Below are 22,522 nucleotides of genomic sequence, written 5' to 3' on the forward strand. Positions count from 1 at the left end.
GGGCGCTCAAAGCCCCATCAGGCTGCTGGCGAACTCGTCGGCGCGGAAGGGGCGCAGGTCCTCGGGGGCCTCGCCGACGCCGACGAAATGGATGGGCAACCCGAAGGCCTCGGCCAGCGAGATAACGACGCCGCCCTTGGCGGTGCCATCCAGCTTGGTGACCACCAGACCGGTGACGCCGACCATCTCGCGAAACACCTTGACCTGCTGCACGGCATTCTGGCCCACCGTGGCGTCGATCACCAGCAGCACGGAATGGGGCGCGGTCTCGTCCAGCTTCTTGATGACGCGGACGATCTTCTTCAATTCGTCCATCAGTTCGGTGCGGTTCTGCAAGCGGCCGGCCGTGTCGATCATCAGCAGGTCGTCGCCGCGCTGGCGCGACTCCTGGATGGCGTCATAGGCGAGCCCGGCGGCATCGGCCCCGGTATCCCGGGCGGTCACCGGGCAGCGGGTACGCTCGCCCCAGATCCGCAACTGCTCCACGGCGGCGGCGCGGAAGGTATCGCCGGCGGCCAGCCCCACGCGCATCTTGCGATCGGTCAACTGCTTGGCGATCTTGCCGATGGTAGTGGTCTTGCCGGACCCGTTCACCCCCACCACCAGGGCCACATGCGGGCGCGCCTTCTGGATCATCAGGGGGTGGGCCACCGGCTCCAGCATCTTGGCGACTTCGCCGGCGAAGTGCTCGCGCACCTCCTGCTCGGTGACGGACGTGCCGAACCGGGCGCTGGACAGGGACTGGATCAACGTCGAGGCCGTGGTCACTCCCAGGTCGGACTGGATGAGGACGTCCTCCAGGTACTCCAGCGAGTCGTCGTCCAGTTCCGCCATGACCATCATGTCGCTGATGCCACGGGAGAGTTTGGACGACGAGCGCGACAGCCCCTCGCGCAGCCGCGTCAGGAAGCCCCGCTTCTTCTGCGGCTCGTCCCAGTCGATATCGAAGGTCTCGGGGCCGGCGGCGGGGCTCGGCACCGGCGCGGCGGCCACTGTGTCGCGCGCCTGACCTCTGGCCTGCTTGCGACCCCGGGCCTCGGCCTCCTCACGGGCGCGAGCCTCGGCCTCCTCACGGGCGCGAGCCTCGGCCTCCTCACGGGCGCGAGCCTCCGCCTCCTCACGGGCGCGAGCCTCCGCCTCCTCACGGGCGCGAGCCTCCGCCTCCTCGCGGGCGCGGGCCTCGGCCTCCTCACGGGCGCGGGCCTCGGCCTCCTCACGAGCGCGAGCCTCGGCCTCCTCGCGGGCACGGGCCTCCGTCTCCTCACGGGCGCGAACCTCGGCCTCCTCGCGGGCACGGGCCTCCGCTTCCTCGCGGGCACGAGCCTCGGCCTCCTCACGGGCGCGAACCTCGGCCTCCTCGCGGGCACGGGCCTCCGCCTCCTCACGGGCACGGGCCTCGGCCTCCTCACGGGCGCGGGCCTCCGCCTCCTCGCGGGCGCGGGCCTCCGTCTCCTCACGGGCACGAGCCTCGGCCTCCTCACGGGCGCGAGCCTCGGCCTCCTGACGGGCGCGAGCCGCCGCCTCCTCACGGGCGCGGGCCTCGGCCTCCTCACGGGCGCGGGCCTCCGCCTCCTCGCGGGCACGGGCCTCGGCCTCCTCGCGGGCGCGAGCCTCGGCCTCCAGGCGTGCCTTTTCTTCCTTCTTCTTCTTGCCGAAGCCCCAAATCACGGATGCCCCCTTTCTTCAGCAATCCCGGTCAGACGCGCGCGCGCCGTCACCCCGGTCAGGCGCACCCGCGCCACGGTTCCGGCCGGCGCGTCGTCCACCCCGGCCGTCACATCGACCGGCAGGTAATCCCCGGTATGACCAAAACCCGGCGTTTCCAGCAGCACATCCGCCACCCGCCCCACCCGCGCCGCCAGTCTCGCCGACAGACGCCGGGCGCCGGCCGCGCGCAGGGCCGCCGCCCGGGCCCTGGCCACGTCGCCCGGCACCGCCGGCATGCGCGCCGCCGGCGTCCCCGGGCGCGCGGAATACGGAAACACGTGCAGATGCGTCAGGTCGGCCTCGTCCACCAAGGCCAGGGTGTTCGCGGCCTGATCGTCGGTCTCGGTGGGGAAGCCGGCGATCAGGTCGGCGCCCAGGGCCAGGTCCGGACGCAGGTCACGCAGCCGCGCCGCCAGGGCCACCACGTCGCCGCGCAGATGGCACCGCTTCATGCGCTTCAGGATCAGGTCGTCCCCGGCCTGGATGGACAGGTGCAGATGCGGCAGCAGGCGGGGCTCCTCGGCCACCAGGCGCAGCAGGTCGTCGTCCACGCCCACCGGGTCCAGGGACGACAGCCGCAGGCGCGGCAACGCCGGCACCAGCGCCAGCAGGCGGCGCACCATCTGGCCCAGGGGCGGTTGGCCGGGCAGGTCGGCGCCATAGGAGGTGATGTCCACCCCGGTCAGCACCACCTCGGCGAAGCCGGCCTCGACCAGGGCGCGCACCTGCGCCACCACCTGGCCCATCGGCACCGATCGGTTGGGCCCGCGCGCGAAGGGAATGATGCAGAAGGTGCAGCGATGGTCGCAGCCCTGCTGCACCTGGGCGAAGGCCCGTGCGCGGCCCTCAAAGCCGCTCAGCAGGTGGCCGGCGGTCTCGCGCACCGTCATGATGTCGGTGACCTGGAGGGATGCGCCATCGGCGCCATAGCTCTCGGCGCGCAGCTTCTCGGCATTGCCCAACACCCGATCGACCTCGGGCATGGCGGCGAAGCGGCCGGGGTCCAGTTGCGCGGCACAGCCGGTGACGATCAACCGCGCCCCCGGGTTCTCGCGGCGCAGCTTGCGGATGGCCTGGCGCGCCTGACGCTCGGCCTCCTTGGTGACCGCGCAGGTGTTGACCAGGATCACATCGCCCAGGCCGGCGGCCCGGGCGTGATCGCGCATCACCGCGCTTTCGTGGCTGTTGAGCCGGCAGCCGAACGTGACCACCCGGGGAAGAGTGGCCGGTGTCTCGGTCTGGGGATCGGGGGCGGTCATGACAGCAAACTCGGGTCCAGCAGGCCGGTGAACACGGACGCCACCGGGCCGGTCATCCACACCGGGGCGTCGCCCCCCGGCCAGTCGATGTCCAGCGGGCCACCGTCCAGGATCACGCGCGTCGGCCGGCCGGGGATCAGACTCTTGCGGACGGCGGCCACCATCGCGGCGCAGGCCCCGGTGCCACAGGCGCGGGTGATGCCGGCGCCGCGCTCCCACACCCGCATGCGCAAGGCCCCATCGGCCGTCCGGGAGACCACCTCGGCGTTGACCCGGTTGGGGAACAGCGGGTGATGCTCGATGATCGGGCCGATCCTGCCCAGATCCACGGCCTCGGCGTCGTCCACGAAGGCCACCACATGGGGATTGCCCAGGGTCACCGCAACCGCGTCCGCGAACGGCGCCTGGCCCAGATCCAGGGACAGCGTATCGCGCGGCTCGGCCAATGGGATCGCCTGCCAGGCGTCGCCCGCCGGCCCCATGTTGACACGCACCAGACCGCCGGCCGCGCGCTCCGCCACCACAGGTCCGGCCAGCGTGTCCAGGTCCACCCGATCGGCGCGGGCCTCGGTCATCAGCAGGTGGGCCACGCAGCGGGTGGCGTTGCCGCAAGCCTCCACCACGCCGCCATCGGCGTTGCGGATGCCCAGGAAGGCGACACCGCCGGCGCGCGGTGGCTCGATGGTGATGATCTGATCGCAGCCCACCCCCGCGCGCCGGTCGGCGATCCGCCGCGCCCCCGCGTCCGTCAGCTCGAGCGGCCGGGTCCGGGCGTCGACGATCACGAAATCGTTGCCCAGGCCATGCATCTTACGAAAGGGAATGGGGTCTCTGTGCATGGTCGCGGTTATAGGCTTGGCCCGGAGGCGAGTCCAGGGCGGGCGGGACCCCTTGCCGACCCCCGGAGCGCGCGCCCATAGTGGTGCAGGTCCTCTCCGGTTCGGACGTCGCCCCATGACCCGCGCGCCCCTCACCGACTCCGCCTTCGATGCCGCGTTCTGGTTGCTCGACCGAGCGCTGGAGGACAACGAGTACCTGAATCCGCGCAAGCTGCACCGGCTGCTGTACCTGGCGCAGGCCTACTTCGCCGTGTCCCAGAGTGGCCGGGCGCTGATGCCGGCCACCTTCGTCGCCGACCCGGACGGCCCGCTGGAACCCACCCTGTTCCGCGCCTTCGCCTACAGCCGTCCGCGGGTGGACGTACAGCCCATCGACGAGGCCGGCACCCAGCTTCTGGACTCCATCTGGCGGCGCTTCGGGGCGCATTCCACGGACCACCTGACCAAGACGGTCAAGCGCCACCCGCCGTATGCCGACGCCTTCCGCGCCGGACCGCGCGCGGTCATCACCGTGGAGGCCATGGTGGCCTTCTATGGCCGCCCGCGCCGCCGCCCGGAAGAGGGCATCGGCATCCTGACCGACAGCGGCGCCCCGGCCATCGACCAGGTGCTACGACCGCGCGTCATGCGCTCCCAGTCGGGCAAGCCGGTCAACGTGCATCAGTGGCGCCCCCGGTCGCTGAAGGACAAGGGATAGACCATCCGTCGGCAACCGTGTCCCACCATGGCGACATCGACCCGTCCTCCCTATACTCCCTGCCGATGACCGACGGCCAGCCGCCCTCCCCGCCCTCGACGGACACCGCCATTCGCGTGCCCGATGTGCCCGCGCTCGCCGTCAGCCCGCGCGCCGCCGTGCTGGTGCATCCCGACGGCACCCTGGACGAGGGCCCACCCGCGTCCCTGGCACGGCGGGCGGCGGAGACGCGCCCCCTGGTCTGTCATGGACCGGCGGTGGCGGCGCGCCTGGGGCGTGACTCCGTCCCCGCCCATGACCTTCTGGAGCTGTTCGCCTTCGTGCATCCGGCGCGGTTCGTGCTGCCCACGCCGGGCGGGCTGGCCGAGGCCCTGGGACTGCCGGCCCCCGCCACCCTGACAGAGCAGGCGCTCGTCCTGCCCCGCGCCGCCCACCGGCTGCTCGACCGGCTGACCCGCCTGGACGCACGCGAGCAACGCGACGCCCGCATCCTGGCCTGGGCCATGGCGCGCGGCGGCTGGCCCTGGGCGGCGCCGGCGCTGGCGGCGCTGGACGCGCGCGGCGACGGCCCGCACGGCGCCAATGCACTGTCCGCCTTTCGGGTGTGGGAGCGGTTGGGCGAGATCAGCGAGCACGCGCCCGAGCCGGTGCCGGGCTCCCTGCCGGTGACCGAGGCCGAGGCCCGCGCCCGCCTCGCCGACCTGCTGGGCCGCGCCGCCGAGGACCGGCCGCAGCAGGCCGACTATGCCGGCGCCGTCGCCGCCGCCTTCGCCCCCCGGGACCGCGAGGACATCGGCCCGTTCGTGCTGGCCGAGGCGGGCACCGGCGTGGGCAAGACGCTCGGCTACATCGCGCCGGCCAGCGTCTGGGCCGAGAAGAACGACGGCCCGGTGTGGATTTCCACCTATACCCGCAACCTGCAACGCCAGCTCGACGCCGAACTGGACCGCCTTCACCCCGATCCGGTGGAAAAGGCGCGCCGCGTGGTCATTCGCAAGGGCCGCGAGAACTACCTTTGCCTTCTGAACATGGAAGAGGCGGTGGGCCGCCTGTCCGGCCAGCCGGCCGCCGCCATCCCCCTCGGCCTGATGGCCCGCTGGGCGCTGGCCAGCCGCCATGGCGACCTGGTGGGCGGCGACTTCCCCGGCTGGCTGGTGGACATCCTGGGACGCGGCTGGTCCCTGGCGCTGGCCGACCGGCGCGGCGAGTGCTTGTTCGCCGCCTGCCCGCACTACAACCGCTGCTTCATCGAGAAGACGGTGCGCCGGGCGCGCCGGGCGCGGCTGGTGGTCGCCAACCACGCCCTGGTGCTGGTACAGGCGGCGCTTGGCGGGCTGGAGGACGGCACCCTGCCCCTCCGCTACGTGTTCGACGAGGGCCATCATCTGTTCGAGGCCGCCGACGGCGCCTTCTCCGCCCACCTGTCCGCCGTGGAGACGGCCGACCTGCGACGCTGGCTGCTGGGGGCGGAGGACGGGTCGCGCACCCGCGCCCGGGGCCTGAAGGCGCGCGCCGAGGAACTGGTGGGCGCCAGCACGCCGGCCACCGACGCACTGATCGCGGTTCTGCATGGCGCCCGCGCCCTGCCCGGCCCCGGCTGGCACGCTCGCCTGAATGATGGCGCGGCGCGGGGTCCGACAGAGGCGTTCCTGGCCCTGGTGCGGACCCAGGTGCTGGCCCGCGCCCGGGGCCAGGACGGCCCCTATTCCCTGGAGACCGAGGCCGCGCCGCCCATCCCCGGCCTGGTGGAGGCCGGGCAGGCGCTGGACGGCGCGCTGGCGGGGCTCGACACGCCGGTGGCGGCGCTGATGAAGGCCCTGGCCCGGCGCCTGGACGACGAGGCCAGCACCCTCGATCCCACCACCCGCCAGCGCATCGACGGCCTGATCCGCAGCCTGGAGCGGCGCGCCCTGCTGCCGGTGCGCGCCTGGCGGGCCATGTGCCGCGATCTCTCACAGGAAACACCCCCCGACCATGTGGACTGGCTGGGCATCGAGCGCGCCTATGGCCGCGACCTGGACGTGGGCCTGCATCGCCACTGGATCGACCCCACCCAGCCGTTCGCCGCCCTGGTCGCCCGGCGCGCCCACGGCATCGTGGTGACCTCGGCCACCCTGCGCGACGGCAGCGGCGACCCCGAGGCCGACTGGCGCGCGGCCGAGCGCCGCACCGGGGCCGCCCACCTGCCCGCCTCGGTGCGCGCCGCCGTGCCCTCGCCCTTCGACTACCCGGCGCGGACCCAGGTGCTGGTGGTCACCGACGTCCGCAAGGACCGGCTGGATCTGGTGGCGGCGGCCTACCGCGACCTGTTCCGGGCCGCCGGCGGCGGAGCGCTGGGGCTGTTCACCGCCATCGGCCGGCTGCGCGCCGTTCACCAGCACATCGCCGCCGACATGGACGCCGCCGACCTACCCCTGTATGCCCAGCACGTGGACGGCATCGACACCGCCACCCTGGTGGACATGTTCCGGGCCGAGGAAAACGCCTGCCTGCTGGGCACCGACGCGGTGCGCGACGGCGTCGACGTTCCCGGCCGTTCGCTGCGGCTGATCGTTTTCGACCGCGTGCCCTGGCCACGCCCGAGCATCCTGCACAAGGCGCGGCGCGCGCATTTCGGCGGACGCGCTTACGACGACATGCTGACTCGGCTGCGCCTCAAGCAAGCGTTCGGTCGCCTGGTGCGACGCGGGGACGACCACGGCGCCTTCGTGCTGCTGGATCCCATGATGCCCTCACGCCTTTCCGGCGCCTTCCCCGAGGGCGTGCCCGTGAAACGCGTCGGCCTGGCCGAGGCCGTGGGCGTGGTGCGCGAATGCGTCTGACCGCGCACGCCCGGGGTGAGGAAAAATGAGGCAAAAAGATGACACGGCGCGGTGAGAGGCATCGCGCCTCTTCCCCTGCCCATGCCGGTCGCGTAGGGTAGTCACGCTGAGTCCTCGGGAGCGCCAAGCCCGATCCTTTGGTCGATCCGCTCTGGCACCGTGGAGCGCGTTCGCGCGCCCCAGCACCCGACAGATCATCAAGCCCTCTCCGCTCGACCGGGTGAGACGAATTCAGTCTCGTCCCGCCCCCTCGGGCATACGACCGCACACGGCCCCTCCAAGGGCGTCACATCGCGGAGCCAGCATCATGGAAACCATCCAGACCGATGTCGCCATCGTCGGGGCCGGAGGCGCGGGACTGCGCGCCGCCATCGCCCTCGCCGAGGCGGATCCAGGCCTGTCTATTACCTTGTTGTCGAAGGTCTATCCGATGCGCAGCCACACCTGCGCCGCCGAGGGCGGCGCGGCCGGCGTCATCAAGCCCGACGACAGCCTGGACCAGCACTTCTCCGACACCGTGGGTGGCGGCGACTGGCTGTGCGACCAGGACGCGGTGGAGCTGTTCATCAACGAAGCCCCGCGCGAGTTGACCCGCCTGGAGCACTGGGGGTGTCCCTGGAGCCGCGAGACCGACGGCTCGGTCGCCGTGCGCCCGTTCGGCGGCATGAAGATCAAGCGCACCTGGTTCGCCGCCGACAAAAGCGGCTTCCACATCCTGCACACGCTGTTCCAGACCTCGCTGAAGTATCCCGCCATCAAGCGGCTGGACGAGGTGTTCACCACCGATCTGATCGTGGTGGACGGCAAGGTTCAGGGCTGCTGCGCCATCGAGATGCGCACCGGCCAGATGATCCAGGTCCAGGCCAAGGCCGTCATCCTGTGCAGCGGCGGTGGCGGGCGCATGTTCCCGTTCACCACCAACGGCGCCATCAAGACCGGCGACGGCATGGCCATGGCCTATCGGGCCGGCGTGCCGCTGAAGGACATGGAGTTCGTCCAGTACCATCCGACCGGCCTGCCCTCAACCGGCATCCTGCTCACCGAGGGCTGTCGCGGCGAGGGCGGCGTGCTGCGCAACAAGGACGGCTACCGCTACCTTCAGGACTACGGCATGGGGCCGGAATCGCCCCTCGGCGAGCCGGTGCTCAAGACCATGGAACTGGGGCCGCGTGACCGCCTCAGCCAGGCGTTCTGGCACGAGCAGCAGAAGGGCAACACCATCCAGACCCAGTGGGGCGACTGCGTGTACCTGGACCTGCGCCACCTGGGCGAGGCCAAGATCAACGAGCGCCTGCCCTTCGTGCGCGACCTGGCCAAGAGCTACTCCGGCGTCGACATGGTCACCGACATGGTGCCCATCCGCCCGGTGGTCCATTACATGATGGGCGGCATCCACACCGACATCACCGCCGCCACCCCCCTGCCCGGCCTGTTCGCCGCCGGCGAATGCGCCTGCGTCAGCATCAACGGCGCCAACCGCCTGGGCTCCAACTCGCTGACCGAGTTGCTGGTGTTCGGCCGCCGCGCCGCCGAAAGCGCCGTCGCCTACATCAAGGACAGCGGCGTCTCGGTGGACGGCGCCGCCGCCAACCGCGAGGCCACGGCCGTCGAGGCCCGTATCCGCGCCCTGTTCGACCGCCCCGAGGGCGACGAGACCACCGCCGGCCTGCGCCAGGAGATGTTCGACACCATGGAAGGTGGCGCCGGCATCTACCGCGACGAGGCGTCGCTCACGGCCACGACCGCCAAGCTGGCCGAGTTGCGCCAGCGCTGGCAGACCCTTTCGGTGCGCGACAAGAGCGCGGTGTTCAACACCGACGTCATGCAGGTGCTGGAGTTGGGCGCCATGCTGGATCTGGCCGAGACGGTCGCCTCCAGCGCCCTGGAACGCAAGGAGTCGCGCGGCTCCCACCAGCGCCTGGACCACACCGAGCGGGACGACACGCGCTACCTGAAGCACTCCATGGCCTCGTATCGGGGCGAGACGGCGCCGCCGGCCATCGACTACCTGGATGTGACCATCACCAAGTCCCAGCCCGGGGTGCGTGACTACTCGGGAGCCAAGTCATGAGCGAGCGAACGATCGAGCTGGAGATCCTGCGCTACAATCCCGCGACGGACGAGGCGCCCTGGTACCAGACCTACACCGTGCCCTGTCAGGAGGAATGGGTCGTCCTGGACGCCATCAACTACGTCAAGGATCACCTGGACTCCTCCCTCAGCTATCGCTGGTCCTGTCACATGGCGGTCTGCGGCAGTTGCGGCATGATGATCAACGGCGAGCCCATGCTGTCGTGCAAGGCGTTCCTGCGCGATTTCGGCCGCAAGATCCGGGTGGAGCCGCTCAGCCACTTCCCCATCGAGCGCGACCTGGTGGTGGTCCTGGACGACTTCATGGAGAAGCTGCCCCGGGTCAAGCCCTACATCGTGCGCGACCAGGAAAAGCCCATCGAGGAAGGCGAGTACAAACAGAAGCCGTTCGAGCTGTACGAGTTCAAGCAGTACAGCATGTGCATCAACTGCATGCTGTGCTACGCGGCCTGCCCGCAGTACGGACTGAACTCCGAGTTCATCGGCCCGGCCGCCCTGGCGCTCGCCCACCGCTACAACAAGGACTCCCGCGACGAGGGCCGCGACCAGCGCGAGGAGATCACCGCCGCCCATGACGGCATTTGGGAATGCTCCTTCGTCGGCGCCTGTTCCGAGGTCTGCCCCAAGGCCGTGGACCCGGCCGGCGCCATCCAGCAGATGAAGCTCGCCAGCACCATGGACTGGTACCTGGAGCGCCTGGGCGGCGTCGGTGCCCGCGTCAAGCGAAGCCTGTCTTCACGGAGGACGTCGAAATGAGCCGCAAGCCCTTCGTCCGCCCGGTTCCGGCGACGACCTGGTACATGCGCAACGGCCGCTACCTGCGCTACATGGCCCGCGAGGTTTCCAGCCTGTTCATCGGCCTGTACATGGCCGGACTGGCCATGGGGCTGATGCGGCTGGCCCAGGGACCGGATGCGTGGAACGCCTATCTGACCGCCCTGTCGTCGCCGCTGGCGCTGGTGTTCCACGTCCTGGCCTTCGCCTTCGCCACCTATCATGCGACCACCTGGTTCAACGCGACCCCCAAGGCCATGCGCATCCGCTGGGGGGATGGCTATGTGCCCGGCCCGACGGTCGTCCGCGCCCACTACGCCCTGTGGGGGCTGGTGTCGCTGGTGATCCTCGTCCTCGTGGGAGTGATTTGACATGGCCAAGTCCAACAAGCCCATCGTCTGGGGCCTGTTCGCCGTCGGCGGCACCGTCGCGGCCTTCTGCGTGCCGGCCCTGATCCTGGCCCACGGCCTGCTGGTGCCGCTGGGCGTGTTCGGCGAGAACGCCCTGTCCTACGAGCGCGTCAGCGCCGTGATCGGTTTCCTGCCGGTCAAGATCGTCGTTCTGGGCGTGGTCATCCTCACCCTGTGGCACGCCGCCCACCGCATCCGCGTGACCATGCACGACTTCGGCATCCGCAAGGACGACATGGTGGCGATGCTGTGCTACGGCGCCGCCGGCCTGCTGACAGCCACGGCGCTGCTGGGCGTGATGGCGGTCTGAAACCGGACGGCGGGCGAGCGTGACTCATCCGCCCCCGGGCGCCTTGCAGGCGCCCGGATGTTCCAGATCTTGGCACCGCAAAGCGGTGCCAGGGCGGCACCGGCCACGGACTGCAACGGTCATTCTCAATGACCGTTGGTATGACACGTGCCGTCAGGCGGGCGCGGGGGGCACGGGCGTGTCCCCCGCCGCCGTCTGGGCACCGACCCAGTCCAGGAAGGGCGCGTGGCCGCCGGCGATCGGCAGCGCCACCACGCAGGCGCAGTCATAGGAATGCAGCGCCTGGACCCGCGCGCTCAGGCGCGGCACCAGGTCGCGGCGGGTCTTGGCCAGGACCGCGACCTCCGCGTCCTCGTGGATCTCGCCCCGCCACGCGTAGACCGAGGTCATCGGCCCCAGCACGTTGACGCAGGCGGCCAGCTTCTCGGCCACCAGGGCGCGGCCGATGGCCAGGGCCTCGTCGCGCGAGCCCGCCGTCATGTAGACGAGGCAGAGGTCCGGGGAACGGTCGTCCATGGGGCTCCTTTCCGTTGGACTCCGAGAGGGGGCCTGCCTACCATGCCGTCCATGATCGGCCGCCCACCCCCAGAGTCGTCGACGACTGACCCGGCCCCCACGCTGTTCGGCCCGGAGGCCCTGTCGGGATCCCCAGCGCCTTCCGAGACGCCCGCCGAGACGCAAGACAGCGTGGCCGAGCCCGAGTCCGGCGTCAAGGCACCGGCGCCGGCCCGCCCCACCAAGGCCCAGCGGGCCTGGCTGCGGCGGGGCCTGGGACAGCCGGGCGGCAAGCTGCCCCTGTTCGACCACAACGGCCGCCGCGTCAGCGCCCGCACCGTGCGCGCCTGTCTGGACGCCGGCTGGGCCGAACCCTGGTTCTCCAACCCGCTGAAACCGGACTGGCAGGTCTGCAAGCTGACCGAGGCGGGACGCGTGCTCCTGGACTCTTATACCAGCGGCGGATGAGTGTGACTCAGGCGCCCGAATGGTCCAGATCTTGGCACCGCAAAGCGGTGCCAGGGCGGCACCGGCCCACTCCCCCACCCGGCCACCCCAAGTATACTGCCGTGGGTGGCCGGGTGGGGGAGTGGGCCGGCCACGGACTGCACGGTCATTCTCAATGACCGTTGGTATTAGAGACACCGGCGGAGCCTACGCGCCGGGCGGGTCGGGCCAGGCGATGCCGGCGGCGAGGGCCTCGACCTCGGCCACCGTGGCGGCGGCCATCACCGCCAGCTTGGCGGCGCGCCGCGCGCGCTTGATCGCCGCGCCGTAGGTGGTCCAGGCGTCCCGCTGGACGAGCACCCGGCCCGCCACGTCGGCCAGGGTCGCGGCCTGCCCGGCGTCGTCCAGGGCCAGCCGCTCGGCCTCCAGCATGGGATAGTCCCCGGCCGCGCCGGCGCCACCGGCGGCGGCCAGCCGTTCGGCCTCCGCCCGGGTCTGCTGGTACTCCAGGCTCTGCCCGGCGCCCGGGGTCAGCACCCGGGCGCGGTGGTGCTCGGCCTCCGCGTCGATGCGGGCGACGGCGGCGGCGCGGGCGGCGGGAAGGCTGGCCCGCTCGGGCAGGACCAGCGCTCCCTCCCGCCAGCGGTAGGCGCCGGCGCGCGCCGGGTCGAAGTCCCCGGGCGCGTCGATGACGGCCTGCCCGGACGCCGCCACGTGGCTGTCCAGGGCGGTGGCGGCGATGCGGTCACCGGAAAGAATCAGTTTCATGGCGGGCCTCACACGCGGATGTAGCGGACATAGAGGGTGCGGTTGTTGTTCGAACCCGTGCGCTGCAAACCGTCACAGGCATAAACGAAGTCGGCCTGGCTATCGTCCGAGGTCGGATTATTGGCGCCGTCGCGTCGTTTTGCCCAAGTCCCGTATCCCGGCAGGTCCCCGCCCGTGCGGGTCCACCTGAAGCGGTCGTATTCATTACCGCTATACCACCTTCTCAGCAGGATGACCTTGGTCCCCCGTGGCTCGAAGGTGTGGGACCCCGATCCTGCGCCGCCCCGCGTAGTTTGGCTGTGCGTGCACAGGGCGGCCACAGTGTCGGGGTAGTCATAAAGCGCGGTCAGCGCCGTGTCGCTTTCCCACATCGCCAGCCGCCCGGCGGGGGCGTCCATGGCCGCCGCCATCGCCGTGCTCGACGCGATCACCGCCGCCATCGCCGTGCTCGACGCGATCACCGCCGCCATCGCCGTGCTCGACGCGATGACCGCCGTCATCGCCGTGCTGGACGCGGCCACCGCCGTCATCGCCGTGCTGGACGCAAGCATGGCCGTCATCGCCACGCTCGACGCGAGGACCGCCCTCATCGCCGTGCTGGACGCGGCCACCGCCGCCATCGCCGTGGGGGACGCGGCCACCGCCGTCATGGCGGCATCGACCCCGGCGAGGCGCCGGCACTGGCCGCGCTGCGTCAGGACGGACTGAAAGTCGCCCAACCGGCCGCCCGTGGTCAGGGCGGCCTCCAGGCCGGCACCGTCGAGGGTGCCATCGCAAATCGCGTTGATGAGGGCGTGCGCGGATACCAGACCCATGACTCAGGCTCCCTTGAAGACGGTCAAGTTCCACGTCCCGGCCGTCAGGCTGGCATGGGACGCGGCGGCGTTGGTGAGGCGGAGGGTGATGGTGTCGGACGCCGACACCCAGGCGTGCCAGGACAGGCGGGCATTCAGGCCGGCCGGTGGACTGGCCGTGACGGTGTCCCCAGGCGACGCGCCCGGAACAGAACCGGTGACGTCCGCGTGAGAGAGAGACGAGACGCTGGTGACGGAGACCTCTGCCGTACCGGTGAGGACGCGGCCGGACAGGGCCGCCACGGCACCCGCCGTGTCCTCGCCCCCGCTGGCCAGGGCGTCGATCTCGGCGCCGACGTAGGCCGCGACCATGTCCCAGGCCGTGGTGGCCAGCAGCCAGTGCCCGGTGGTGGTGGCGAAGCAGATCTCGCCGTCGTCGGGCGGTCCGCTTCCCGGCGCCCACTGGAACATCCCCAGCCGCGACACCAGGGCCAGCGCCCCCTCCGGCCCCTCCAGCGCGCGCAGGCCGGCGCGGTCCCCGTAGGCCACGGTGATGGTCTGCGGCGCCATCTCGTAATAGGTGCCGGCCGCGTTGACCTTGGGCACCATGCCGGCGGTGGCGGGGCTGGGATCGGGCACCGTGGCCCCGTCCACCGTCAGGGCGGCGGCCTCGGCCCGCACCGCCTGCCCGGTGGCCCGGTCGGCCTGGGTTTCGGCCTGGGTCGCGGACTGGATGGCCGCCGTGGCGCTGGCCGCCGCCTGGTCCACCGCGCCGGCCGAGGACGCGGCGTCCGCCGCCACCGCCTCGGTCAGGCGGGCCACGGCGCCGGTCATGGCGGCGGTGTCGTTCCAGGCGGCCGGACCGTTGGTCTGGTAGCCCAGGCCGTCGAGGCCATAGGGATTGGCCGCCGGGTCATACCGCAGGCCGTTGTACTGGCCGCCGCGCGTGACGGCGGCCTCCTCTTCGGAACTCAGGGGCGACGTCTGGGGCATGTCAGATCACCTCGGTCAGCGACAGGGGCACGCCGTCGTAGCCGAGCGGCGTGGCGTAGGACTGAAGGGACAGGTCCGCGAAGCGGGCCAGGTAGGCGTCGCGCAGCCGGTGCAGGGCGTCGGCGGGGTTGGGCCACCAGAAGAACGGCGTGTCGCGGTCCAGTTGCCGGCGCATCTCCAGCCAGGTCCCCTTGGCCGCGTCGCGCGGCATGTAGGGGATGGCGCCCTCGAAGCGGCGGCCCTTGGGCCGGCGCCGGAAGGCGATGGCGCCGCCGTCGGATTCCTGGGCCAGCACCCGGCTCGCGTAGCCGTACTGGGCGCCCGCCTCCACGTTGACCGGCACCTGATGCTCGGAGGCCAGTTCCAGCAGCCCCACCTGCACGTGGCCGGCGGCGTTGGCGGTGTCGTCGATCGCCACCCGCACCGCGCCGGCGTAGTGGCGGCCGGGGATGCGCACCGGCAGGTGCCAGGGGTAGCCGGCGATCTCCTCGCCGGTGTAGGTGCGCCCCCACCAGCGGCCGCCGCCCCAGTCCACCTCGGCGGTGGTGAAGACCGCCGGCCAGGCGCGCTCGGTGGCCGTCGCCAGCACCGAGGTCATGGCCGCGTCCGCGTACAGCGTGACGGTCACCACCCCGCCCAGGTCGATGGTATGGCGGCACAGCACCACCAGCTCGACCCGGCGCGGGCGGTCGAACACGGCGGTCAGCACCGTGTCGGCCCGGGCCGCGCCGGCGCTGCGCCAGGGGCGCGACAGCGGCAGCACGCCGAGGTTGGACGCCGGATAGCCGGCGGCGGCGGAGGACGCCCCGAAGGTCGCCCGCCCGGTCCAGCGCGGAAAGCCGACCACCGCGTTCCAGGCATTGGTCTCGAAGGGCACGGTCATCTGCTGTCATCCCCATACGGTCAGGTCGGCGGTCAGCGCCAGGACGTCCACGCGCAGGCGCGTGATGCGCATCACGCGGCCGGCCGCCAGGCCCAGGCCCGGCCAGGCGACGGTCACGCACACCCCCAGGTCGAGCACGTCGACCAGCTCGGGCGTCAGGGCCACGGCCAGGGCGTAGCGGCGCCGCTCGGCGAACAGCGCCTGGCGGCGCGCCGCCTCCGCCTCGGCGTCGGCGCGTTCCTGGAAGGCGGTGTCGGCCTCCCGGGGCACGCTCATCGGATGGGCGTCGCGCACCGCCTCGTCCGTCGCCGTGGCCGTCAGCCAGGGGCGGGTCAGGCGCTCCTGGTCGTCCAGGGCCGCCCCGGCGATGGCGTTCTTGTCCAGCGGCGCGTGGTTGCGCGCGAAGCGCAGCGTCACCGTCCAGGGCTGGATGCCGCCGTCCTCGCGGCTGGTCCACAGCGGCTCGCAGGCCAGGATGTCGGCCTCGTCCACCGCCAGCGGGCGGTCCAGGTCGCCCCGGGCCAGGGTCAGGGCCGAATCGGCCGGGGCCTCCACCCGCCGCGCGCGCCAGACGCCGGCGGCGTCCTGCCAGACCCCGCAGCCCGCCCCCCCGGCGATGGCGCCGATGGCCTGGCCGAGGGGGGTGTCGCCGCGCCAGGCGCCGCCCACCGGGGCCGGCTGGGCCGCGTCCAGGTCCGCCAGATCGTCCGCCGCGAGCGTGATCCCGGCGCGCGCCGCCAGCGCCGCCAGCACCCCGGCCGTGGTGCGCTCGGCGGCCGTCGCGCCGCCCTCCACCGCCACCGTGACCGCGCCGTCGGTGGCCGAGCCGAAGCGCAGGTACGCGGGCTCCGTCTCCGAACCGCCGAACCAGTCCCAGGTGCCCGCCGCCGGCGTCCCGGCTTGAAGCGCCGCCAGCGTGTCCCGGCGCGTGCCCGGCGTGATGACCTGGCCGCGCACGCGGGCCTCGGTCAGGGTCACCGGCCCCCGGTCGCAGACGCACCAGATCTCGTCGGCCGCCACCACCTGGTCGGCCGGCACGAACGGCACCCGGCCGGCCACCACCCACAGCGGCTGGTCGGTCAGCGCCTCCGGCCCCTCCAGGTCCCCGGTGCCGGCGTAGACCGCCGCCGACAGCGGCTGGTCGAGGGTGCTGGTGAAGGCATCGTGGATGCGCACCACCACCTCCGCGCCCGGGTCGATGCGCGCCGCGACGCCGGTGAACGCGACCCGGAAGGTGTCGTAGGCGGCGCCGTCGTCGCCGATCAGCACGCGCACCGGGCGGCCGTCGCGATGGTGGTCCCACAGCCAGTCCAGCCGGCCGTCGATGTTGGCGAGCCGGATCTCCCCGTGGTCGTGACCGCCGACGCCGAAGGCGGCGCCGTCGGCGAAGATCTCGCGGGTGACCACGGCCACCCCGCCCTCCAGCACCACGTCGTGGCAGGGTCCCGGGGCGGAGGGGTGCAGGTAGGGCGCGGTGGTCGCGCGCAGCACCACGTCCGCCGCCGCCACCGGGTCGCGGACGGTGATTTCGATCAGCGCGATGAGCATCAGGCGACCCTCGCGCCCTGTTCGCGGAGCGCCGTGGCCGTGGCCTCCGCCGCCCGCGCGACGCGGGCCGTGGTGGCCGCCTGCGTCTCGCCGCTCGCCGCCAGCAGGCGCAGCACCTGCCGCTGAAGCACCGCGTTCTCCTGGCGCAGCGCGCGCAACTCGGCCGTCAGCCCGGACAGGTCGACGACACCACCCAGCGCCGCCCGCGTCTGCTCGGCCGTGTAGACGCGCGCCGGGGCGTGGAAGTCCACCAGTTCCGGCCCCTCCTCGCCCACCAGCGCCCAGCCCGGAGGCGCCAGGCCGCCGGCCGCGAACGCGCGGCCCTCGTGCTGACCGAAGTCGCGCCAGTGCAGAAGCGCGGCCTCCTCCCGGGACGACGTGAGGTGGTCATACATGCCGTTCGCGATCGCGGCGTTGACGTCCGCGTTGTTGGCCAGGTAGGCCTCGGCGCGAGACAGGAAGTTGCCCTGTGAGAAGTCCAGACCGCCACCCCCAGACGCCCCCCCGCCTTGAGAACCCCCTCCGGTTCCGCCTCCCGCACCACCAGCCGCTGCAGCGGCCGAAACAGCCGCCTCCAGGGCCGCCAGCGCCTCGGTCAGGGTCTGCGTGCCGGACACCACGTTGTCGTTGATCAGGCCCAGGGCCACCAATTGGTCCTCGGCCGTCGCCAACTGCTCCGCTGCGATCCGCGCGTGACGCTCGGCGACGCTCTCCACGGCCTGGGTGGAGGAGATGACCTCATCGAACACGCTCACGTATTGCGCCGAGGCCGTGCTGTAGACCTCGTTCGCGGCCTCCAGATAGGTCCGGGACAGAGACTCCAGCGCCGCCATGGCATCGGTGTCGCCCAGCTTCGCCCGGGCCAGGACGTCCTGGTACTGCACCTGCGCCTCGGTCAGGCGCTGGGTCGCGGTCAGCGGCGACAGGCCCGGATCGGTCATCAGCGACAGCCGGAAGGACCGCAGGGAGTCGACATAGCCCCGCATCGTCTCTTCCAGGTCCTCCAGCGCGGACCGCTCCGCCTCGTAGGCCGCCAGCACGTCGGCGCGCGCGACCGCCACCAGGGCCTGATGCAGGCCGTCCACCACGACGTCGACGCCCTGGTACTGGTCGATCAGGGCGGTGATATCGGCGGCGGACATCTCGTCCACCAGGGCGGCGATCTCCGCCGTGTAGGTGCGCGTCACCACGGCGGCGTCCAGGCCGACGCCGGCCGCCTCCTCCAGCGCCGCCGCGTACTGATCGGCCACCCCGGACAGGTTCAGGTAGGGCGTGCCGGTGGCCCGGGCGTAGCGCTGCTCGTAGGTCCGCTCCAGGTCGGCGCGGCTCTGCTCCACCTCGTCGGCCAGCATCTTGAGGATGTTCGGGATGTCGCCGAAGGCCTCGGCCAGCGCGTCGGCGCCGTCGTGGGTCAGGGCGACGGTCTCCAGCCAGCCCTCCAGGGACCGCCGCACGGCCTCGGTCTCCGCCTCCGCCAGGCTGGCGAAGCCGGCCGCGCCGATGCTCTCGTCGGTCCAGCCGGCGGCCCCCATGACGGCGGAGAACTGGTCCCGCAGCCCCTCGGTCTGGCCGATGAACGCCTGGATTTCCGGCGCGACGGTGGTGGCCGCGTCCGCCAGGCCGACCAGCATCAGCGCCGACTGCTTCACCGCCGCGTCGGCCTCGGCCATGCGCTCGGGCATCAGCCGCGTGGTGGAGTCCAGGAACTCTTCGATGGACTCTTGCGACTGCTTCAGGCCGGCCACCATCTGGCCGCGCGCGGTCTCGCTGAAGGACACCACGCCGGCGGTCATGGCCTCGATGGCCTGGTCGAACTCCATCACGAAGGACAGGTCCGGCAGCACCGTTTCGATGTTTTCGGGCGTCACGTCCTGCAGGACCCGCGAGGCGTCGGGCATGTCCTCGAGGGCGCCGCCCAGGTGACGCAGGTAGAGGGATTGCGCCGCCTCCATGGTCGTGAAGTCGATGAACTGACCGTCCTTGACGCTCGACACGTAGGGCTGGAGGTCCTGCGGTACCCGCGTGTGCGATGTGGTCAGGCGGAACTCGCCGTCGTCGGCGCTGATCGCCATGTCCAGCGCGCCCGACAGCCGGGCGTCGGTCAGGTCCATGATCTGCTGGACGAAGGCCCCGAACGGATCCACCGCCGCCTGCTGCGCCGCCAGGTCGGTGTGCTTGCCGAAGTAGTTGCCGGTGCTGACCGTGCCGTCGGGATTGACGGTGATGTGCCCGCCGCCAGACGGATGCGGACGGGTGGGGGCGAAGATGCTCCCGAAGACACCCTCCAGGATGCTTCCGCCCAGCGCCACGAACGGCGCGAAAGGCTGGGCCCCGGGAATCAGCATCATGGCCCCGGCCGCCAGGTTTGCGGCACCGCTGAAGTACTGGCCGTTGGCGATGCCCAGGCCGCCGGAGATACCGTACATGCCGGCGCCGAAAAGTTGACCGCCGGAGATCGGTACACCCCCGCCGGACGTGCTGACGCCGCCGAGGCTGGCCGGGCCGGGCGACGGCGCGCCGGTCACCCCCGGCGTGTACATTGAGGACGACGAACCCCACACGAACCCGCCATCGCCCCCGATGGTGAACAGCGGTTTGTTCACCCACGAGGGCAACATCCCGAAGGTATCGCCCGTCATCGGCAGCGAGATCGACGACAGGTCGAAGCCGGACGGTGCCTGCTGGCCCGAGGGCACCAGCACGGTTTTTCCATCCGGTCCCACGGCGGGCTGATAGCCGGCAGGGACGTTCCCGGCTGTCGCCTGGGGCACACCGAACAGCGACGGCATCGAGCCCACCACGTAGTCCATGAGGACCGTCAACGGCTCGGCCAGCAGGCGCTGTTGCGTGTCGCGCAGGAAGCCCGCGATGATGGCCTCCAGGCTGTCGACGCCCACGTCCCAGCCCTCGGTCATGCCGGTCATCAGGACCCCGGCGAGGGTATCGGCCGACTCGCCGGCGACCCGCTCAACCTCGTCGAGGTAAGTTCGCAATCCCTGGGCGGCATCCTGGGTCCGCAGGGCCTCGGCATAGGTGTTGGCGCTGCTCCGCGCCGACTCCATCGCCTCGGCCTCACTCAGCCGGGCCTCGATCGCCGCCGTGTAGACCGCCGTTTCGTGCTCCTGTACGGCCCGGGCGATCTCGCGCTCGCGGGTCAGGCGCGCCAGGGCGTCGCCGCCGGCCAGGATCGCCGCCGTCTCCTCCTCGATCCGCCCCGGCGCGTCGGTCAGGCGGTCCAGTTCGGCCTGGGCCTCGGCCCGGATCGAGGCCACATGCTCGTCCCGCGCCGTAACCAGGTTTTCGATAACCGCGATCTGGTCGCGGCCTGCGACGGTGACGGCGTCGATGGTCTCGACTTCGGCCCGGCTCGCGGCGGCGGCTGCGTTGGTGGTCTCGACCAGCGCCTTGCCTGACGTGACGGCACCGGTCGCCGCCTCGGTCTGGGCCGTGGTGGAGTCGGCAAGGACCATCACCGCCTTGGCCTGCGCGCTGGTGGCGTCGGCGGCCGCGCCCAGGGTCTCGATCTGTGCCGTGCCCGAGACGGCGGCCGCGTCGAGCTGGTCCGCCAGGTTCTTCTGGGCATCGGCGGCGCCGGCCACCGCCTTGGTCTGGGCCGTGGCGGTTTCGGTGACGGCGGCGAGGGTGTCGCTGTCCACGGCGGCGGCGATGCCCAGTGCCTTGAAGTCGTCCTCGGTGCCCGCGCCCCGAAGCACGTTTTGACCTGAGGTGAGAAGATCGACGAGGTGCTGGTGGCCGACCACCTCACGCGCGGTATCAGACTGCGAGTCGAACCACTGACCGAACACATCAGGATTCGCCTCAACAAGATTTTTGATGTCTTCTATGACCTCTACAGATGAATGATTCATATCTTCCATTTTTTCTGAAAGATTTTTTATTTGTTCATGTAAATCGAAGTAATATTCTGAATTGAAGTTGTCTTTGTATTTTTCATCTATGTGAAAGTATTGCATCAAATCATTTGCTTCGCCTTTCTGTTTAATGTGATTAGCTTGAAAATAAATTTCTTCCGCGAGAGAAATCCGTTTCTTTTCCAGTGTTTCAGTCTGATACTCCAACTCGTCCTGAATCACGTTCTGTGCATTGATGACCCAGGGCTGGTCAGAGGATCCGGTGCCGTCGGCAACCGCAAGCATGGCCGAACGAGCGACGGTGAGAGTCTCCACCACGTCACGTTCGGCCTGCTCCAGTTCTTGTTTGCGTCGGGCATCAAGCCAGTCACCCAACACCTCCGAGATGACCGCGCCCACGACGACCTCTATCAAAAGCTTAGCGCCCTTTGACAAAAGCGGCACGATCGGAGCGCTCACGCTAAGCATGTGCACATCTGCCTCTTCCGGCCGGACGACGGCGTCCGACGGCGGCATGACCAGGGCGTGCGCCGTCGCGCGGCCCCGCAACACGGTCTGGGAGGTCATGACCCCGCTTTCGGTCCTGGCCACCTCGCGCGCGAAGGCCGTTTGCGCCTGCGTGGCGGCGACGATCGACTCCTGGGCCCGGGTGGCGGTCGTCTGGTATCGCGTCAGCGCCGCGTCGGCGCGGATCACCTGCGCCTCGGCCTGTGTCGTCGCCCGTGACAGGGGGGTCGCGGCGGCCTCCAGGCGCCGAAACGACGCCGAGGCGCGGGTGATGGCCCGCTCGATCCTGTCGGTGACACGCTCCGTCAGGCGCGCGGCGTCCTCGATGGCCCGGGTGTAGCGCGCCAGATCCGCCGTCAGCGTCACCTGAAGGCTGATATCCTCGACCATCGCCGACCTCCCACAAAGAAAAAGCCCCGCGCGGTGGCGGGGCATCAGGACAAGGGACGCGCCCGACAGGACACATCACGTCTTCTGTCGGACACTCTCAGGACTCGGCGGCGCCCGGACCGCCGTGGGGCGTGCCTTGTGGCACGGCCACCGTCCTGGTGCCCCCGAACGCCCGGCGGAGGCGCGTGCCGATGTCCGGCGCCGGTCCCGTCGACGCAGGCGACGTCCGGTCCGGGGAGTCCCCCTCGGACGATCCCCAGGGGTTGGTTTTTTTGAGAAAATCGACCCTGCCATCCAGCGCCAGCAGGATGTAGGGCACGGGCACCGTCATGGCCTCGGCGTGGGACCAGCTCAGCCAGCCGGTGGCGAACTGGTAGAGGTGATCCCAGTACCGGGACAGGGTCAGACGTTTCCCGGGGCGGTCTCCCGCTCGTCGTCGCCGTCATCCGTGCCACCGGCGGTCGCGTCGTCGGGCGGCCGGAAGCCGTCGGCCATGCTGCCCAGATAGACGATCAGGGCGGTCAGCACGTCGCCCTTCTCGTCCATGCTGAGCCCGAACAGGATGTCCGCCAGGGCCTTAACATCGCGGTTCAGCACCTTGCCGCCACCACACACCAGGATGGCCTGGGCAACGGTCTTGCGGTTGAACTGCTGGACTTGGCGCATCGCCTCCAGGGGCGAGCCGAACGTGTTCTCGATGGCGTCGGCGGCGGCGAGGGTCTTGTGCAGCTCATAGACCTCGCCCTGGATGGTCAGGGTGTCGGGCCGCGCGAGCGCGCGGGTGTTGGACGGCTGGACCATGGAACTCCCTCATGGTGGGGTGGATGGAGGGACGGAGGCGGAGGAGCCGGGGCGCGACACGCCACCGGCCCCCGCCTGGAGACGTCCGGAAGGCGGGACGCCCCAACCGTCAGCA

The 22,522-nt window shown here is 71.3% G+C and carries 20 protein-coding genes; 8 read left to right on the forward strand and 12 right to left on the reverse strand.

Annotation, left to right across the window (positions count from 1 at the left end; all coding sequences use genetic code 11):
• Nucleotides 1-6 precede the first annotated feature (6 nt).
• Genes ftsY through dapF form a run of 3 tightly spaced genes read right to left on the reverse strand, consistent with a single transcriptional unit; the run spans nt 7 to nt 3,805 of the window.
• Complete coding sequence (gene ftsY / locus GGD89_RS03925) at nt 7-1,668, reverse strand: signal recognition particle-docking protein FtsY (RefSeq protein WP_184042803.1); 1,662 nt, start codon at nt 1,666-1,668, stop codon at nt 7-9.
• The gene (gene mtaB, locus GGD89_RS03930; protein WP_184042804.1) at nt 1,665-2,966 is read right to left on the reverse strand and encodes a tRNA (N(6)-L-threonylcarbamoyladenosine(37)-C(2))-methylthiotransferase MtaB; all 1,302 of its coding nucleotides are present in this window, start codon (nt 2,964-2,966) and stop codon (nt 1,665-1,667) included. The genes ftsY and mtaB overlap by 4 nt, the downstream gene beginning before the upstream one ends.
• Nucleotides 2,963-3,805, reverse strand: coding sequence for a diaminopimelate epimerase (gene dapF, locus GGD89_RS03935; protein WP_246422503.1), 843 nt, complete (start codon nt 3,803-3,805; stop codon nt 2,963-2,965). The genes mtaB and dapF overlap by 4 nt, the downstream gene beginning before the upstream one ends.
• A gap of 115 nt (nt 3,806-3,920) precedes the next feature.
• On the opposite strand from dapF, the gene GGD89_RS03940 reads away from it, so the two are divergent.
• From GGD89_RS03940 to frdD, 6 genes are all read left to right on the forward strand, one after another.
• Complete coding sequence (locus tag GGD89_RS03940) at nt 3,921-4,502, forward strand: Panacea domain-containing protein (protein ID WP_184042805.1); 582 nt, start codon at nt 3,921-3,923, stop codon at nt 4,500-4,502.
• A 65-nt stretch (nt 4,503-4,567) separates the two neighbouring features.
• Nucleotides 4,568-7,324 (forward strand): ATP-dependent DNA helicase, encoded by a 2,757-nt coding sequence (locus GGD89_RS03945; RefSeq protein ID WP_184042883.1) that lies wholly within the window; start codon nt 4,568-4,570, stop codon nt 7,322-7,324.
• A 307-nt stretch (nt 7,325-7,631) separates the two neighbouring features.
• Nucleotides 7,632-9,395: a fumarate reductase (quinol) flavoprotein subunit gene (gene frdA, locus GGD89_RS03950; RefSeq protein WP_184042806.1), complete on the forward strand. Its 1,764-nt coding sequence runs from the start codon at nt 7,632-7,634 to the stop codon at nt 9,393-9,395.
• Nucleotides 9,392-10,171, forward strand: a complete 780-nt coding sequence (locus GGD89_RS03955) for a succinate dehydrogenase/fumarate reductase iron-sulfur subunit (RefSeq protein WP_184042807.1) — start codon at nt 9,392-9,394, stop codon at nt 10,169-10,171. Before frdA ends, GGD89_RS03955 begins: the two co-directional genes overlap by 4 nt.
• Nucleotides 10,168-10,560, forward strand: a complete 393-nt coding sequence (locus GGD89_RS03960; RefSeq protein ID WP_184042808.1) for a fumarate reductase subunit C — start codon at nt 10,168-10,170, stop codon at nt 10,558-10,560. The genes GGD89_RS03955 and GGD89_RS03960 overlap by 4 nt, the downstream gene beginning before the upstream one ends.
• A 1-nt stretch (nt 10,561) precedes the next feature.
• Nucleotides 10,562-10,909, forward strand: coding sequence for a fumarate reductase subunit FrdD (gene frdD, locus GGD89_RS03965; protein ID WP_184042809.1), 348 nt, complete (start codon nt 10,562-10,564; stop codon nt 10,907-10,909).
• Nucleotides 10,910-11,062: 153 nt separating this feature from the next.
• Here frdD and cutA read toward each other — a convergent pair whose 3' ends face one another.
• The gene (gene cutA / locus GGD89_RS03970) at nt 11,063-11,425 is read right to left on the reverse strand and encodes a divalent-cation tolerance protein CutA (RefSeq protein ID WP_184042810.1); all 363 of its coding nucleotides are present in this window, start codon (nt 11,423-11,425) and stop codon (nt 11,063-11,065) included.
• A 171-nt stretch (nt 11,426-11,596) separates the two neighbouring features.
• Between cutA and GGD89_RS20490 the strand changes: the two genes are divergently transcribed.
• Nucleotides 11,597-11,872, forward strand: a complete 276-nt coding sequence (locus tag GGD89_RS20490; RefSeq protein ID WP_184042884.1) for a hypothetical protein — start codon at nt 11,597-11,599, stop codon at nt 11,870-11,872.
• Nucleotides 11,873-12,058: 186 nt separating this feature from the next.
• On the opposite strand, the gene GGD89_RS03980 is transcribed toward GGD89_RS20490, so the two are convergent.
• Nucleotides 12,059-12,619: a hypothetical protein gene (locus GGD89_RS03980; protein WP_184042811.1), complete on the reverse strand. Its 561-nt coding sequence runs from the start codon at nt 12,617-12,619 to the stop codon at nt 12,059-12,061.
• An 8-nt stretch (nt 12,620-12,627) separates the two neighbouring features.
• Nucleotides 12,628-13,017, reverse strand: coding sequence for a hypothetical protein (locus GGD89_RS03985; RefSeq protein WP_184042812.1), 390 nt, complete (start codon nt 13,015-13,017; stop codon nt 12,628-12,630).
• Here GGD89_RS03985 and GGD89_RS03990 point away from each other — a divergent pair.
• On the forward strand, nt 13,016-13,327 hold the full coding sequence (locus GGD89_RS03990; RefSeq protein ID WP_184042813.1) for a hypothetical protein: 312 nt from the start codon (nt 13,016-13,018) through the stop codon (nt 13,325-13,327). The two genes, GGD89_RS03985 and GGD89_RS03990, sit on opposite strands and share 2 nt — an antisense overlap.
• A gap of 110 nt (nt 13,328-13,437) precedes the next feature.
• Here GGD89_RS03990 and GGD89_RS03995 read toward each other — a convergent pair whose 3' ends face one another.
• From GGD89_RS03995 to GGD89_RS04020, 6 genes are all read right to left on the reverse strand, one after another.
• A complete protein-coding gene (locus GGD89_RS03995) occupies nt 13,438-14,406 on the reverse strand; it encodes a hypothetical protein (protein WP_184042814.1) in 969 nt (322 codons plus the stop codon).
• A gap of 1 nt (nt 14,407) precedes the next feature.
• Nucleotides 14,408-15,289, reverse strand: coding sequence for a hypothetical protein (locus GGD89_RS04000; protein ID WP_184042815.1), 882 nt, complete (start codon nt 15,287-15,289; stop codon nt 14,408-14,410).
• Nucleotides 15,290-15,295: 6 nt separating this feature from the next.
• On the reverse strand, nt 15,296-16,837 hold the full coding sequence (locus GGD89_RS04005) for a hypothetical protein (RefSeq protein ID WP_184042816.1): 1,542 nt from the start codon (nt 16,835-16,837) through the stop codon (nt 15,296-15,298).
• Nucleotides 16,837-21,606, reverse strand: coding sequence for a hypothetical protein (locus GGD89_RS04010; RefSeq protein ID WP_184042817.1), 4,770 nt, complete (start codon nt 21,604-21,606; stop codon nt 16,837-16,839). The genes GGD89_RS04005 and GGD89_RS04010 overlap by 1 nt, the downstream gene beginning before the upstream one ends.
• 97 nt (nt 21,607-21,703) lie before the next feature.
• The gene (locus GGD89_RS04015) at nt 21,704-21,937 is read right to left on the reverse strand and encodes a hypothetical protein (RefSeq protein WP_184042818.1); all 234 of its coding nucleotides are present in this window, start codon (nt 21,935-21,937) and stop codon (nt 21,704-21,706) included.
• A 71-nt stretch (nt 21,938-22,008) separates the two neighbouring features.
• Nucleotides 22,009-22,407, reverse strand: a complete 399-nt coding sequence (locus tag GGD89_RS04020) for a hypothetical protein (protein WP_184042819.1) — start codon at nt 22,405-22,407, stop codon at nt 22,009-22,011.
• Between the last annotated feature and the right edge of the window lie 115 nt (nt 22,408-22,522).

The organism is Roseospira visakhapatnamensis (genome assembly GCF_014197915.1).
In the GTDB taxonomy this organism is placed as follows: domain Bacteria; phylum Pseudomonadota; class Alphaproteobacteria; order Rhodospirillales; family Rhodospirillaceae; genus Rhodospira; species Rhodospira visakhapatnamensis.

Excerpts from the sequence above, each read along its gene's own strand:
- GGD89_RS04015 (WP_184042818.1), bottom strand. The coding sequence starts at position 21,937 with ATGACGGTGCCCGTGCCCTACATCCTGCTGGCGCTGGATGGCAGGGTC.
- GGD89_RS04000 (WP_184042815.1), bottom strand. The coding sequence starts at position 15,289 with ATGACCGTGCCCTTCGAGACCAATGCCTGGAACGCGGTGGTCGGCTTT.
- frdA (WP_184042806.1), top strand. The coding sequence starts at position 7,632 with ATGGAAACCATCCAGACCGATGTCGCCATCGTCGGGGCCGGAGGCGCG.
- GGD89_RS04005 (WP_184042816.1), bottom strand. The coding sequence starts at position 16,837 with ATGCTCATCGCGCTGATCGAAATCACCGTCCGCGACCCGGTGGCGGCG.
- GGD89_RS03995 (WP_184042814.1), bottom strand. The coding sequence starts at position 14,406 with ATGCCCCAGACGTCGCCCCTGAGTTCCGAAGAGGAGGCCGCCGTCACG.
- cutA (WP_184042810.1), bottom strand. The coding sequence starts at position 11,425 with ATGGACGACCGTTCCCCGGACCTCTGCCTCGTCTACATGACGGCGGGC.
- GGD89_RS04020 (WP_184042819.1), bottom strand. The coding sequence starts at position 22,407 with ATGGTCCAGCCGTCCAACACCCGCGCGCTCGCGCGGCCCGACACCCTG.
- GGD89_RS03955 (WP_184042807.1), top strand. The coding sequence starts at position 9,392 with ATGAGCGAGCGAACGATCGAGCTGGAGATCCTGCGCTACAATCCCGCG.
- GGD89_RS04010 (WP_184042817.1), bottom strand. The coding sequence starts at position 21,606 with ATGGTCGAGGATATCAGCCTTCAGGTGACGCTGACGGCGGATCTGGCG.
- frdD (WP_184042809.1), top strand. The coding sequence starts at position 10,562 with ATGGCCAAGTCCAACAAGCCCATCGTCTGGGGCCTGTTCGCCGTCGGC.
- GGD89_RS03985 (WP_184042812.1), bottom strand. The coding sequence starts at position 13,017 with ATGGACGCCCCCGCCGGGCGGCTGGCGATGTGGGAAAGCGACACGGCG.
- GGD89_RS03990 (WP_184042813.1), top strand. The coding sequence starts at position 13,016 with ATGGCCGCCGCCATCGCCGTGCTCGACGCGATCACCGCCGCCATCGCC.
- GGD89_RS03945 (WP_184042883.1), top strand. The coding sequence starts at position 4,568 with ATGACCGACGGCCAGCCGCCCTCCCCGCCCTCGACGGACACCGCCATT.
- GGD89_RS03940 (WP_184042805.1), top strand. The coding sequence starts at position 3,921 with ATGACCCGCGCGCCCCTCACCGACTCCGCCTTCGATGCCGCGTTCTGG.
- dapF (WP_246422503.1), bottom strand. The coding sequence starts at position 3,805 with ATGCACAGAGACCCCATTCCCTTTCGTAAGATGCATGGCCTGGGCAAC.
- GGD89_RS03960 (WP_184042808.1), top strand. The coding sequence starts at position 10,168 with ATGAGCCGCAAGCCCTTCGTCCGCCCGGTTCCGGCGACGACCTGGTAC.
- mtaB (WP_184042804.1), bottom strand. The coding sequence starts at position 2,966 with ATGACCGCCCCCGATCCCCAGACCGAGACACCGGCCACTCTTCCCCGG.
- GGD89_RS03980 (WP_184042811.1), bottom strand. The coding sequence starts at position 12,619 with ATGAAACTGATTCTTTCCGGTGACCGCATCGCCGCCACCGCCCTGGAC.